The 13,276-nt window shown below is 70.2% G+C and carries 10 protein-coding genes; 7 read left to right on the top strand and 3 right to left on the bottom strand.

Annotated features, from left to right (window positions below; all coding sequences use genetic code 11):
• Positions 1-23: 23 nt before the first annotated feature.
• Positions 24-1,115 (bottom strand): non-hydrolyzing UDP-N-acetylglucosamine 2-epimerase, encoded by a 1,092-nt coding sequence (wecB, locus tag ABT170_RS08375; protein WP_266930608.1) that lies wholly within the window; start codon positions 1,113-1,115, stop codon positions 24-26.
• A 173-nt stretch (positions 1,116-1,288) separates the two neighbouring features.
• Here wecB and ABT170_RS08380 point away from each other — a divergent pair, with 173 nt between their 5' ends.
• Positions 1,289-2,896, top strand: coding sequence for a glycosyltransferase family 4 protein (locus tag ABT170_RS08380; RefSeq protein ID WP_329943996.1), 1,608 nt, complete (start codon positions 1,289-1,291; stop codon positions 2,894-2,896).
• Positions 2,897-3,033: 137 nt separating this feature from the next.
• Here the strand turns inward: ABT170_RS08380 and ABT170_RS08385 are convergent, their stop codons facing one another.
• Complete coding sequence (locus tag ABT170_RS08385) at positions 3,034-4,188, bottom strand: acyltransferase family protein (RefSeq protein WP_329943995.1); 1,155 nt, start codon at positions 4,186-4,188, stop codon at positions 3,034-3,036.
• 80 nt (positions 4,189-4,268) lie between these two features.
• Entirely contained in the window at positions 4,269-4,871 is a 603-nt protein-coding gene (locus ABT170_RS08390) for an acyltransferase (RefSeq protein ID WP_329943994.1), read from the bottom strand.
• A 338-nt stretch (positions 4,872-5,209) separates the two neighbouring features.
• On the opposite strand from ABT170_RS08390, the gene rplU reads away from it, so the two are divergent.
• The 6 genes from rplU to ABT170_RS08420 all read left to right on the top strand — a co-directional run bounded on the left by rplU (position 5,210) and on the right by ABT170_RS08420 (position 12,981).
• Positions 5,210-5,530, top strand: a complete 321-nt coding sequence (rplU, locus tag ABT170_RS08395; protein WP_073723125.1) for a 50S ribosomal protein L21 — start codon at positions 5,210-5,212, stop codon at positions 5,528-5,530.
• 14 nt (positions 5,531-5,544) lie between these two features.
• Positions 5,545-5,802 carry a 50S ribosomal protein L27 gene (gene rpmA / locus ABT170_RS08400; protein ID WP_124268213.1) on the top strand — a complete coding sequence of 86 codons (258 nt, stop codon included), beginning with the start codon at positions 5,545-5,547 and terminating at the stop codon, positions 5,800-5,802.
• Positions 5,803-5,947: 145 nt separating this feature from the next.
• Complete coding sequence (obgE, locus tag ABT170_RS08405) at positions 5,948-7,384, top strand: GTPase ObgE (RefSeq protein ID WP_351865142.1); 1,437 nt, start codon at positions 5,948-5,950, stop codon at positions 7,382-7,384.
• A 347-nt stretch (positions 7,385-7,731) separates the two neighbouring features.
• Positions 7,732-9,231: an SDR family NAD(P)-dependent oxidoreductase gene (locus ABT170_RS08410; protein ID WP_351865145.1), complete on the top strand. Its 1,500-nt coding sequence runs from the start codon at positions 7,732-7,734 to the stop codon at positions 9,229-9,231.
• Positions 9,232-9,457: 226 nt separating this feature from the next.
• Positions 9,458-11,515 (top strand): hypothetical protein, encoded by a 2,058-nt coding sequence (locus ABT170_RS08415; RefSeq protein WP_443034317.1) that lies wholly within the window; start codon positions 9,458-9,460, stop codon positions 11,513-11,515.
• Positions 11,516-11,742: 227 nt separating this feature from the next.
• Complete coding sequence (locus tag ABT170_RS08420; protein ID WP_329943991.1) at positions 11,743-12,981, top strand: glycosyltransferase family 2 protein; 1,239 nt, start codon at positions 11,743-11,745, stop codon at positions 12,979-12,981.
• Positions 12,982-13,276: the final 295 nt, after the last annotated feature.

Here is a 13,276-nt window from a genome sequence, read left to right on the forward strand (position 1 = left end):
TTCTCGTACGCCGGTGGCCCTGGTCAGCCGCGCAGCGCCTCCTCCATCAGCTCCACGACCCGTACGGCCGCGGTGCCCTCGCCGTAGGGCGTACCGCGCTCGGTCTCCGGGGCCGGGCGGGTCGCCAGCGCCGCGAACTCGTCCGCGGGCAGCTCGTGCGGGTCCGGGACGAGGACGTTCCAGCCGCCCTCCAGGGTCTCCACCCACTCCGTCTCCGGGCGGACCGTGGTGCACGCCCGGCCGAGCAGGAACGCCTCCTTCTGGAGACCGCCCGAGTCGGTGACCACACCGGCCGAGGCCACCACGGCGGCGACCAGACCGGCGTACGGCAGCGGGCGGCCGACGTGCAGGTTGCCCTGCTCCAGCTTGATGCCGTGCTCCTCGGCTCGCGCCACCAGACGCGGGTGCGCGAGCAGCGCCACCGGCACCGGAAGGGCGGCCAGCGAGGCCAGGATCGCCGACAGCCGCTCCGGGTCGTCGGTGTTGTCCGGCCGGTGGAGCGTGGCAAGCAGGAACGGCGCGGCCGGGTCGATGCCCTCGGGCAGGGCCGGTGCGGGGTGCTCCCCGGCGGCCACCGCGTCACGGATGCGCAGGCAGATGTCGACCATCACGTCGCCCGCGAGCCGGGAACGCCCGGCCAGCCCCTCATTGGCCAGGTGGCGCATGGCCTCCTCGGTGGGGGCGAGCAGCAGGTCGGCGCAGTGGTCGGTGAGGACCCGGTTGTGCTCCTCGGGCATCCGGCGGTTGAACGAGCGCAGGCCCGCTTCGAGGTGGGCGACCGGCAGGTGCATCTTCACCGCGGACAGCGCGCCGGCGACGGTGGAGTTGGTGTCCCCGTAGACCAGGACCCAGTCCGGGCGCTCGTCCTCCAGCACCTTGTCCATGGCGGCGAGCACCGCTCCGGTCTGCACCCCGTGGCTTCCGGAGCCCACGCCCAGGTGGACGTCCGGGGCGGGGATGCCGAGCCCGTCGAAGAACACATCGGACAGATCGGCGTCGTAGTGCTGGCCGGTGTGCACGATGACATGCTGATGGGACGTGCCGGCGAAGGCCGCGGCGATGGGGGCGAGTTTCACGAGCTGGGGCCGGGCCCCGACGACGCTGAGGACCTTCACGTTGTTCTTCTCCTTGGAGGCTGCCGGGCCCGTTGCGGGCCGGGTCCGATGGTACGTGGAGCCTTGCGGGGCACGGTCACCGCAGGGTCCCGGGGGGCCGGTATGCTCGCTGGCTGCGGTATGTCTGCGGCGGGGAGAAGGCCGTGACGGCGGCTATCAGGAAAGGCGCGTACATGGAGCCCGAAAGCACCACGCGGCACAAGCCCCGGGGTCGAGTGGTCATGCTCGTCGACAACGGGGTCAGGGGTGACTCCCGGGTACAGAAGGCGGCCCGGTCCGCGGCGGACGCCGGCTGGGACGTCGTGCTCTTCGGAGTCTCGCCGGACAGCGAGAAGCACTCCTGGAAGGTCGGCAGCGCCGAGGTGCGGCTGATCCCCAAGCCCACCCCGCTCAACCCGCGCCGGCACGACATGCGCCGCCCGTTCCCGCGCCGCCCGCTCGCCTACCGCTCGCCCCAGGTGGCGCGCTACCGGGTGCAGGCCGCCAAGGCGTGGCGCTCGGACCTGAGCTTCCGGCAGGCGGCCGAGAAGGCGGCCAGGGCCGGTCACCCGGGCCGCAGCGCGGGCGGCTCCAAGGCCCGCCTGCTGGTGCCGCGGGTGAGCGCCAAGATCTACAGCAAGTGGGTCGCGCTGCGCGCCCGCGAGACGACGAACCTGCAGAAGCGCCGGTCCATGCTGGACGCCTCCCTGGACCGGACCACGACCGCCATGTGGCAGACGCTGATGAAGCAGCGCTCCTGGCGCCGTCTGATGCCGAACCTGTGGGACTTCGAGCTGGCCTTCGCCAAGCACATCGACGCGCTGAAGCCCGACCTGATCCACGCCCACGACTTCAAGATGCTCGGCGTCGGCGCCCGCGCCGCCGTGCGCGCCCGCGCGGCCGGCCGGCCCGTGAAGCTCGTCTGGGACGCCCATGAGTACGTCCCCGGCCTGCCCCCGCGCCACGGCCGCTGGCTGCCCGGCCATGTGGCGTGGGAGAAGGAGCACGCCGTGTTCGCCGACGCGGTGATCACGGTCTCCCCGGCCCTCGCGGAGCTGCTCAAGGAGGGCCACGGCCTGTCCGCACTGCCGACGGTCGTGCTGAACGCCCCGGTGCTCTCCCCGGGCGCGGACGAGGTCGCCGGAGCCGACCCCGTACCGGACCTGCGGGAGCTGTGCGGTGTCGGCGCGGACACCCCGCTGCTCGCGTACGTCGGTGGCATCAACCCGGTCCGCGGGGTCGAGACGATCATCGAGGGCCTCACCCGCATGCCGGACGTGCATGTCGCGATGGTCTCCGTGCCGCCGGGCAAGCCGTACGCGGCGACCGCCACGATCCGCAAGCTCGTCGACGAGCTGGGGGTCGGCGACCGGGTGCACTTCCTGCCGTTCGTCCCGCACTGGCAGGTCGCCGAGTTCGTGGCCCCGGCCGACGCGGCCGTCAGCCCGCTCCATCACCTGGCCAACCACGAGCTGGCGCTGAGCAACAAGTTCTTCGAGTACTCGCAGGCCAGGCTCCCGCAGATCGTCAGCGACATCCGCACGATGTCCGAGATGGTCGAGTCGACGGGCCAGGGCGAGGTCTTCCGCGCCCAGGACACCGAGGACTACGTCCGGGCGGTGAAGGCCGTGCTGGCCGACCCCGAGCGCTACCGGGCCGCCTACGACAAGCCGGGGCTGCTGGAGAAGTGGACCTGGGAGGCGCAGGCCGAGGTTCTCGACGGCATCTACAGCCGTCTGCTGCCGGACCGCCCCAAGGTGCCCGCGGCGGCCTCGGAGACCCGGACGGACGCCCACGCGTGAGCCCCTGCTCCGGCTGACACGACATGGGAAGGGCCCTGTACCGGAATCCCGGTACAGGGCCCTTCCCATGTCGTCCGCACGCCGCCCGCAGGCCGTCCGCACGCCGTTCTCGCGTCATCGGGGGAGCCGGCCGGGGGTCACAGCCTCGTGCGCAGCCAGCGGACCGATGGCCGCTCCACGCAGCGGTGCACCAGCCAGGACAGCACCAGCAGAACCAGCACGGTGACGGCCAGCGTGGGCCATGCGCCCAGATGCCCGTAAAGGGTACGGATCAGGGCCCAGCCCAGCTCCTCGTGGAGCAGGTACAGCGGGTACACCAGTGCCCCCGCCGTGGCCAGCCAGCGCCACCGCACCCCGTCGAGCCGGTGCAGCGCCACCGCGAGCACCAGGAGGTAGGAGACCGTCACCACGGCCAGGGCCACATACGGGCTGCGGTCGAACCCCAGGTCGTCCCGCAGCCGGTCCCCGTGTTCCACGAGGTCGCTCTGCATGGTCAGCCAGCTCATCCCGAGGAGCAGCCACAGCTTCAGGTCGGGCCCGAAGCGGTACATCAGGTACATGGTGATCCCGGCGACGAACAGCGAGGTGTTCAGCGCGGGGGCCAGCGTGGTGAGGAGCGGTACGGCGGGGCCCTGCTGGAGCAGCACGGAAAGGATCAGCCACGACCAGCAGAAGATGTACACGCGCTGGAAGTTGATCTCCTTGATCAGCACGACCAGGAAGACCAGGTAGAAGCAGAGCTCCAGCCAGAGCGTCCAGTAGGCACCGACCATGTGCTGTGCCTTCAGGGGCACCTGGAACATCGTCAGGTTCGTCAGCGCGTCGCTGAAGCTGGGGGACTCGCGGACCGGGTCCGGCAGCAGCCGGTACAGCGCGAGGGCGACGACCACCGAGAACCAGTAGGCGGGAAAGAGCCGCAGGAACCGGGCACGGACGAACTGCCCCGGCGTACGGCCCCAGGCCGACAGGCAGATCACGAAGCCGCTGATGATGAAGAAGAGCTGGACGCCGTAGGAGCCATACTTGGCGAAGGGGAAGAGCCAGGGGAACAGCTCGCGGGGGCTCTCGCCCCAGTTGACCGCGGTCGCCTTGTCGATCCCCGCGAAGTGGAACGCGAGAACGGCCAGCGCCGCCACGACCCGCAGCGCGTCGAGCGCGTAGAGCCGTGGCGCCGGGGTCCTGGGGGCGCCCCCGGTGCCGTCAGGGGTGGCGGCACCGGGGGCCGGAATCTCCGGTCGCGCCTCGTCCGGCGGATGAGCATCGGTCTTGGCAGACAGAGAAGGAAAGTTCACTGCCTCATCCTCGGCCGAACCTGTCGCTATCGGGGTTGAACACGTCGGATCGAGATCGAAAGGCGACCCGCCTTGGGCCGTTACGCGGCTCGCTCGCCGAGAACCCCGTCCTTCTCCTCGTACACCGCACCGCTCTGCGGGCACTCCCAGACGCCCGGCTCGCCGGCGCGCTCCACGAGGCGCACCCCGCTGCGGCCCACCCAGCCGATCTGCCGCGCCGGTACGCCCACCACCAGGGCGAAGTCCGCCACGTCCTTGGTGACCACCGCTCCGGCCGCCACCATCGCCCAGCGTCCGATCCGCACCGGAGCCACGCAGACGGAGCGCGCGCCGAGCGACGCGCCCTCGGCCACCTTCACACCGACGGCCTCCCAGTCGCCGCCGCGCTTCTGGTTGCCCTCGGGGTCCACGGAGCGCGGGTTGTGGTCGTTGGTGAGGACGACGGCGGGGCCGACGAAGACACCGTCGCCGAGCTCTGCGGGCTCGTAGACCAGGGCGTAGTTCTGGAGCTTGACGTTGTCGCCGATCCGCACGCCGGTGCCGACGTAGGCGCCCCGGCCGACGACGCAGCCCTTGCCGAGGCGGGCCCGCTCACGGATCTGGGCGAGCTCCCAGACGCTGCTGCCGTCGCCGATCTCGGCGGTCTCGTCGACCTGGGCGGTGGGCTGGACCCTGTAGTTCACGCGCGTGTGCCTTCCGGAGAGCTGGTGTGCTGGGAGAGCTTACGATCCCGGGCTCCGGCGGCCGTGGGCGAGGGCGCCCCCGCCCGGTGTACGGAGCCGCGGCCGACCCGGTCCCCCGGCGGCCGGGACCCGGTTTGACCCCCCGAACCCCGCCCCGTAACCTTGACCCTCGGTGTGTTTCCGTACGCACCTACCCCTGAGCACATCCCTTCCGGACCCGGTCGGCGTTCGCGCCTTCCGTACGGGAGAGGCCGCTCATCCTTCCGGATCGTCCCGGGCCCCGGCCCGTGCGAGCGGCTGGCATCAGGGGATCCGTTCCGAGCGAAAGAGAGATCCGCGTGTACGCCATCGTGCGCAGCGGTGGTCGCCAGCACAAGGTTGCTGTCGGCGACATCGTCGAGGTTGACAAGATTCCCACCGCCCAGGTCGGCGACACCGTAGAGCTCTCTACGCTGCTCGTGGTCGACGGCGACGCCGTCACCAGCGACCCGTGGGTCCTGGCCGGGATCAAGGTCCAGGCCGAGATCGTGGACCACCACAAGGGCGCGAAGATCGACATCCTTCGCTACAAGAACAAGACCGGCTACCGCCGTCGCCAGGGTCACCGCCAGCAGTACACGGCGATCAAGGTCACCGGTATCCCCGCGGCTGCGAAGTAAGGGACTGAGGAGACATGGCACATAAGAAGGGCGCATCCTCCACTCGGAACGGGCGCGATTCCAATGCTCAGCGGCTCGGCGTGAAGCGCTTCGGCGGTCAGGCCGTCAACGCCGGTGAGATCCTGGTCCGCCAGCGTGGCACCCACTTCCACCCGGGCACGGGTGTCGGCCGGGGCGGCGACGACACGCTGTTCGCGCTGACCGCCGGTGCGGTGGAGTTCGGTACGCACCGTGGCCGCAAGGTCGTGAACATCGTTCCGCTCGCCGCCTGATCCATTTCGGCGCACGCGGAGCGACACACAGCACCTTCCGAGGGCGGATCTCAGCTTTCCCGGCAAACGGGGAAGCGGGTCCGCCCTCGGCGTGTTACGACAGAGACAATTCCGTATTTTTCCGCTGTACCTGGAGGCACCAACCATGACCACCTTCGTGGACCGCGTCGAGCTGCATGCCGCCGCGGGTAACGGAGGCCACGGCTGCGCCTCCGTCCACCGTGAGAAGTTCAAGCCGCTCGGCGGCCCCGACGGGGGCAACGGCGGGCGCGGCGGCGATGTGATCCTCGTCGTCGAGCAGGCCGTGACCACGCTGCTGGACTACCACCACAGCCCCCACCGCAAGGCCACCAACGGCCAGCCCGGTGCGGGCGACAACCGTTCCGGCAAGGACGGCCAGGACCTGGTCCTGCCCGTGCCCGACGGCACCGTCGTCCTCGACAAGGCGGGCAATGTGCTCGCCGACCTGGTCGGCCAGGGCACCACCTTCGTCGCCAGCCAGGGCGGCCGCGGCGGCCTCGGCAACGCGGCGCTCGCCTCCGCCCGCCGCAAGGCGCCGGGCTTCGCGCTGCTCGGCGAGCCGGGCGAGGACCGGGACATCGTCCTGGAGCTCAAGACCGTCGCCGACGTCGCACTCGTCGGCTACCCGAGCGCCGGCAAGTCCTCGCTGATCTCCGTGCTCTCCGCGGCGAAGCCGAAGATCGCGGACTACCCGTTCACCACCCTCGTGCCGAACCTCGGAGTGGTGACGGCCGGCGGGACCGTCTACACCATCGCGGACGTCCCCGGCCTCATCCCCGGAGCCAGCCAGGGCAAGGGGCTGGGCCTGGAGTTCCTGCGCCACGTCGAGCGCTGCTCGGTGCTCGTGCACGTGCTGGACACCGCCACGCTGGAGTCGGACCGCGACCCCGTCTCCGACCTCGACATCATCGAGGAGGAGCTGCGGCAGTACGGCGGTCTCGACGACCGGCCGCGCGTCATCGTCCTGAACAAGGTCGACATCCCCGACGGCCAGGACCTCGCCGACATGATCCGCCCGGAGCTGGAGGACCGCGGATACCGCGTCTTCGAGGTCTCGGCCATCGCGCACAAGGGCCTCAAGGAGCTCTCGTACGCGCTCGCGGGCATCATCGCCGAGGCGCGCGCCGCCAAGCCGAAGGAAGAGGCGACCCGGGTCGTCATCCGCCCGAAGGCCGTCGACGACGCGGGCTTCACCGTGGCCGTGGACGACGAGGGCATCTACCGCGTGCGCGGCGAGAAGCCCGAGCGCTGGGTGCGGCAGACCGACTTCAACAACGACGAGGCCGTCGGCTACCTCGCGGACCGGCTCAACCGCCTCGGTGTCGAGGACGCCCTGATGAAGGCGGGTGCCCGAGCCGGCGACGGCGTCGCCATCGGCCCCGAGGAGAACGCGGTCGTCTTCGACTGGGAGCCGACCGTGACGGCCGGCGCCGAGATGCTGGGCCGCCGGGGCGAGGACCACCGCCTGGAGGAGCCGCGCCCCGCCGCGCAGCGCCGCCGGGACCGCACCGCCGAGCGGGACGACGCGCAGAAGGAGTACGACGAGTTCGACCCCTTCTGAGGAGGACGGCCCGCGTCCGCGTTCCGGACGGGCCCGCCGCGCGTGACGCGTGCCGGGCCCGCCCGGTCCGGCCGCCGCCGGACCCGCGCGGCTGCCCGCCCGGCGACGTACCGCACCGGGAAAATGCCTGGTGGCGGACGCTGTCCGTGCGGTAGATGTGCGGATTGCGCAACACCTCTGTGGATTCGGTCACCCCGTGTACCGGTCCGGCGGAGCCCAACCTCCCTGGCCAGGCAGTGAACTGCGGGTTTCCGTACGGCATGCGGCGACCGACGTCCGCCTTGCGAGACGGTCACGGAGAGTGCGACCATCACACTGTTCCCCCGTCATAGCAAGGTAGGTCGTCTGTGTCTGTGCCGCATGAAGCCAAGCCCCGGACCACAGCAGTCGTGCTCGCCGGTGGTACCGGTCAGCGCGTGGGACTGTCGATCCCCAAGCAGCTGCTGAAGATCGCCGGCAAGGCAGTCATCGAGCACACGCTGACCATCTTCGAGAACGCCGAGGGCATCGACGATGTGATCGTGCTGATGGCGCCCGGGTTCGTGCCCGACGTCGAGAAGATCGTCGCCAAGGCCGGACTGACCAAGGTCACCCGGATCATCGAGGGCGGCACCACCCGCAACGAGACCACCGAGCGCGCCATCAAGGCCCTCGGCGAGGGCCTTGCCGAGGGCGAGGACCGCAATGTCCTCTTCCATGACGCGGTCCGCCCCCTGCTGTCACAGCGCGTCATCAAGGACTGTGTCGACGCGCTCGACCGCTACCAGGCCGTCGACGTCGCCATCCCCTCCGCCGACACGATCATCGTGACGCGTACCCATGGCGAGGACGGGGAGTTCATCACCGACGTCCCCGACCGGTCCCGGCTGCGCCGCGGGCAGACCCCGCAGGCCTTCAAGCTCTCGACGATCCGCAAGGCGTACCGGATCGCGGCGGGCGACCCCAACTTCCAGGCCACCGACGACTGTTCGGTGGTCCTGAAGTACCTCCCCGACGTACCGATCTACGTGGTCGCGGGCGACGAGTACAACATGAAGGTGACCCAGCCGGTCGACGTCTTCATCACCGACAAGCTCTTCCAGCTGGCCTCCACGGCCGCCCCGCGCCAGGCCGACGAGGCCGCCTACCGTGAGCTGCTCTCCGGCAAGACCCTCGTCGTCTTCGGCGGCTCGTACGGCATCGGCGCCGACATCGCCACGCTGGCCGAGCAGTACGGGGCGAAGGTCTACGCGCTGGGCCGCTCCACCACCGGTACGCACGTCGAGAACCCGGAGCACGTCGACGACGCGCTCTCCAAGGCGTACGCCGAGACCGGCCGCGTCGACTACGTCATCAACACCGCGGGCGTGCTGCGCATCGGCAAGCTGGCCGAGACCGACAACACCACGATCCAGGAAGCGCTGAACGTCAACTACCTGGCCCCCGTCCAGATCGCCCGCGCCGCGTACAAGTATCTGGCGGAGACCCAGGGCCAGTTGCTGCTCTACACCTCCAGCAGCTACACCCGGGGCCGCGCCGAGTACAGCCTCTACTCCTCCACCAAGGCCGCCATGGTGAACCTCACCCAGGCGCTGGCCGACGAGTGGGCGGGCGAGGGCATCCGCGTCAACTGCGTCAATCCGGAACGGACCGCGACGCCGATGCGCACCAAGGCGTTCGGCCAGGAGCCCGAGGGCTCGCTGCTCTCCTCGGAGGCGGTGGCGCGCACCTCGCTGGACGTCCTCCTCTCCGAGCTGACCGGCCATGTCATCGACGTACGGCAGCAGGACCCGACGCGCGGTGCCGCCGAATCCTCCGGGTTCGAGCAGGCGCTGGCCTCGGTGCTTGATCGTCAAGAAGATGTGTAATAATTCTTGACAATTGTGATTTTTCGGGCCTCTGTGATCGCTTTGTGCGACCGCGGAGGCCCGAGTGCGTGAAGCCGCACCTTCACATTTCCCTCTATACGTGAATTAACCGGCACCCCCCTGGAGCAGGTTCTTCGTGATCTCGACAGCCATTCGCCTGGCCCGTGTGGGCAGCAGGTCGGAACTGGCGGCAGCACTGTTGATGGGGCTGGGATATCCCTGCGTCATGGTCGCCGCCCTTCTCCCCAACATCTGGTTCTTCGCGGCGGCCACCGCTGTCACGTACATCACGGACTGGTACCTGCATCAGAGGGGGAGCTATCTGGTCAACCGGCTCGGCAAGGTGCGGGCCGGACTGCCCATCCGCTTCCTGCTCCGCCAGCTGATGCTCATCCTGCTGCTGGCCCGGCTGGACCTCGCGGAGGAGCCGCTGTTCTACACGGCGGTCGCCTGCTTCCTGGTCTTCTACGGACTTCAGGCTCCGCACGGCGCCCTGACGACCCTGATCAAGCTGCGCCGCACCATGCCGGTCGTCACCCGCAATGTGGACCTGCACGCCGTCCGCATCCCCGACGCGCCGCCGAACACGCTGCTGCACCGCTCCGCCGAGAAGATGCTCCACCTGGACATCCCGGCCATGGCGGGGATACTGGTCGCCGCCGAGACCGGCAGGGACCTCGTCGGCTACGTCGGCGCCGGCATCACCCTGGTGCTGGCCGTCCTGTACAACGCGGTGCTCGTCCCGTACCTGCGCCGCGGCCGGCTGGTGCCGTCGGCCGCCGCCGTGCTCAAGGCCGTCGACACCTGGATGCGCGAGTACCAGCCCAGCGTCGTGCTCTACTTCTCCGGCTCGAACGAGTCGGCGTACCAGGGCAACATGTGGCTCGACACCATGGCGCAGGTCGAGGGCCGCCCGCTGATCATCATGCGTGAGCGCAGCCTGGTGCCGCAGCTGGCCGAGACCGGCGTACCGGTGATCTGCATGCCCGCGGGCACCCACCTGATGAACCTGGACCTCTCCACCGTCCGGGTCTGCCTCTACCCCGCCAACGTCGGCAAGAACATCCACATGCTGCGGGTCCCGACCATGAAGCATGTCTTCATCGGGCACGGCGACAGCGACAAGCTGGCCAGCGTCAACCCGTACTCCAAGGTGTACGACGAGGTGTGGACCGCGGGCCGGGCCGGACGCGACCGGTACGCCCTGGCCGACGTGGGTATCCGCGACGAGGACATCGTCGAGGTCGGCCGCCCGCAGCTGGCGCCGATCAAGAGCTGGACCGGTACGACGAAGAACCCCGTCCCGACCGTGCTGTACGCCCCCACCTGGGAGGGCTGGGACGACAACCCGGGCAACACCTCGCTGCTGCTGGCCGGCGAGAACATCGTGCGGCGGCTGGTGGCCGCCGACCGGCCGGTCCGCGTCATCTACAAGCCGCACCCCTTCACGGGCATCCGCAGCGCCAGGGCCAAGGCCGTCGACGCGCGGATCAAGGCCATGCTGGAGAAGGCCGCCACCCGGCGCGCCGCCGAACCCCGCTGGGCGAAGGAGGCGGCCTCGGCCGCCGCCGGGCAGAGCGCGGCCAAGGCCGAGCTGGCGCGGATCGAGGCGCGTCTCGCCGCGCTGACGGCGACCGGCCGGTCCGGCGGCGACGAGGCCGAGGAGTCGCGGGTCTCGCTCGCCGACCCCGCCCGTGAGGCCGAGACGGCCGCCCTGCGGGCCGAGTGGAACGACGCCTACTGGCGTTCCTTCGGCTGGTGGGAGCACCGGACGGTGTCCGGCGCGCAGCCGAAGCTGTACGACTGCTTCAACGAGTCCGACGCGATGGTGTCGGACATCTCCAGCGTGGTCTCCGACTTCATCGCGAGCGGCAAGCCGTACGCGGTCACCGACTCCGCCGAGCTCGGTGCCGAGGAGTTCAAGCGGCAGAACACCGCCGTCCGGGCCGCCGTGATCCTCTCCAACGGTGCCGAGGAGATCGGCGAACTGCTGACAGCGGTCACCGACCCGGCGGCGGACTCGCTGGCCGGAGCCCGCCGCGAGCTGAAGAGCTACCTCCTGGGCCCGGACGAGCCGACCTCCATGGAGCAGTTCAACGCCGCTGTGCGTTCCCTCGCCGCCAAGGCCGAGGCGCGCAACGCGGGCGTCGCGCAGCGCCTCGGTGAGCAGAGTGCGGCACTGCCCGACCGGGAGGCGGCCTCCAGCGGCGCCGGGACCGGCGAGGCGGAGGTTCTGGCCGAGGCCGGGACCGCGGCGGACGCGGACGCGGTGGCGGGCCGCTGAGCCGAGGCATCCCCGGCCCGCGGGCAAACCCCTGCTGAACAGCCGGCCAACGCCTGACCAACACCTGGCCAAACTGTCCGTGTCGGCCGAAAACGACGCAACCCCGGCAACGGCCCGTGCATCTCTCCCCCTGGAGGGATGCACGGGCCGTTCGTCATATATCCATGCACATCAGGTGTGAGAGTCGGACAATCTGGCCTATATCGTGATCAAATCAACAGGTGCACATGGCCGAAATGCCGAACAGGACCAGCGAGCCCGATGTCAGCGTGATCATCGGCGCCTATGAAGCGATGCCCTACCTGATCCGCTGCCTGGAGTCCGTCGAAGCGCAGACGCTCGGCGCCGGGCGCATGGAGATCGTCGCCGTCGACGACGGTTCCACGGACGGTACGGGGGAGTATCTGGAGGAGTTCGCCGCCCGGACGGACATCCCCATGCGGGTGGTCCGGCAGCCGAACTCCGGCGGGCCCAGTGGGCCCCGCAACGTCGGCCTGGGGCTCGCCCGCGGCCGGTACGTCTTCTTCCTCGACGCCGACGACTACTTCGGCGAGGAGGCCCTGGAGCGCATGGTCGCGATGGGCGACCGGGCCGGCACGGACGTGGTCCTCGGCAAGATCGTCGGCGTCAACCGGGGCGCGGCCAAGTCGATGTGGAAGGAGACCGTCGAGCGCGCCGATGTGTACTCCTCCAACATCAAGTTCACCCTGAGCGCCCAGAAGCTGTTCCGGCGCGCGCTCCTCACCCGGCTCGGCATGAGCTTCGACGAGGAGCTGAAGACCGGCGAGGACGCCCTCTTCACCATGGAGGCGTACCTGCGGGGCAACGGCGTCTCGGTCGTCGCCGACTACACCTGCTACTACCTGGTGGGCCGTGACGACGGCAAGCATGTGACCAAGAGCGGCACCTACGTCCTGCGCTTCGACTCGGCCAGGGCGCTCATGAGGCTCATCGCCGCCCATGTGCCCGCCGGGCCCCGGCGCGACGCCCTGATGGTCCGCCCGTTCGTCATCACACTGCTGCCGCAGTTCGGCCCGAAGATGCTGAAGCAGTCGGCCGCGGTCCACCGGAAGAAGATGGCGCTCGCGGCCCCGCTGATGAAGGCCTACTGGACCCCCGGGCTGGCGCGCCGCCTCAAGGCCCAGGAGCGGCTCCGGCTGGTCTGCGTGGCGACGGGAAGACTGGACCTGCTGCTCGACGTCCTGCGCTTCCTGCGGGCCAAGGAGGAACCGCAACTCGTGCGCAGGACGGGCCCGGCCCGGCTGTACCTGGCCTATCCGCACTTCGGGGACGGTTCCGGGCTGCCCGACGAGGCCTACGAGGTGACCGTGACCGAATGGGTCGGCGGCAGACGGATCGAAGCGCCGGAGCGACGGCCCTCCGTGTCCTTCGCCCGGCGGGTGGTCCGCAAGGCCCGCAGGACGGTGCTGGCGGCGCTGCGCGCACCACGGGCGCACCGCGCCTGACACCCGGCGCCCGGGGGGCCGTCCCGGATCGGGGCGGACCCCGGAGAAGGCGTGTTACGGACCCCGGAGAAGGCTCCGGAGAAGACCCGTTACGGACCTCGGAGAAGACCCGGAGCAGGGTCGGTGCGGACCCCGGAACGGACCCCGGAGCAGGGCCGGAACGGGACCCGGAGCGGCACCCGGAAACGACCCCGGGGCGGGACCGGGGCGGACCCGGGGGCGGGTCGATCCTGTGACTGGTGTCACGTCATACTGTGGGGCAACCATGAGACCGTTGTAGGCGTCTCATTTACGC

It is taken from the genome of Streptomyces sp. NPDC001787 (assembly GCF_040297465.1).
Taxonomy (GTDB): domain Bacteria; phylum Actinomycetota; class Actinomycetes; order Streptomycetales; family Streptomycetaceae; genus Streptomyces.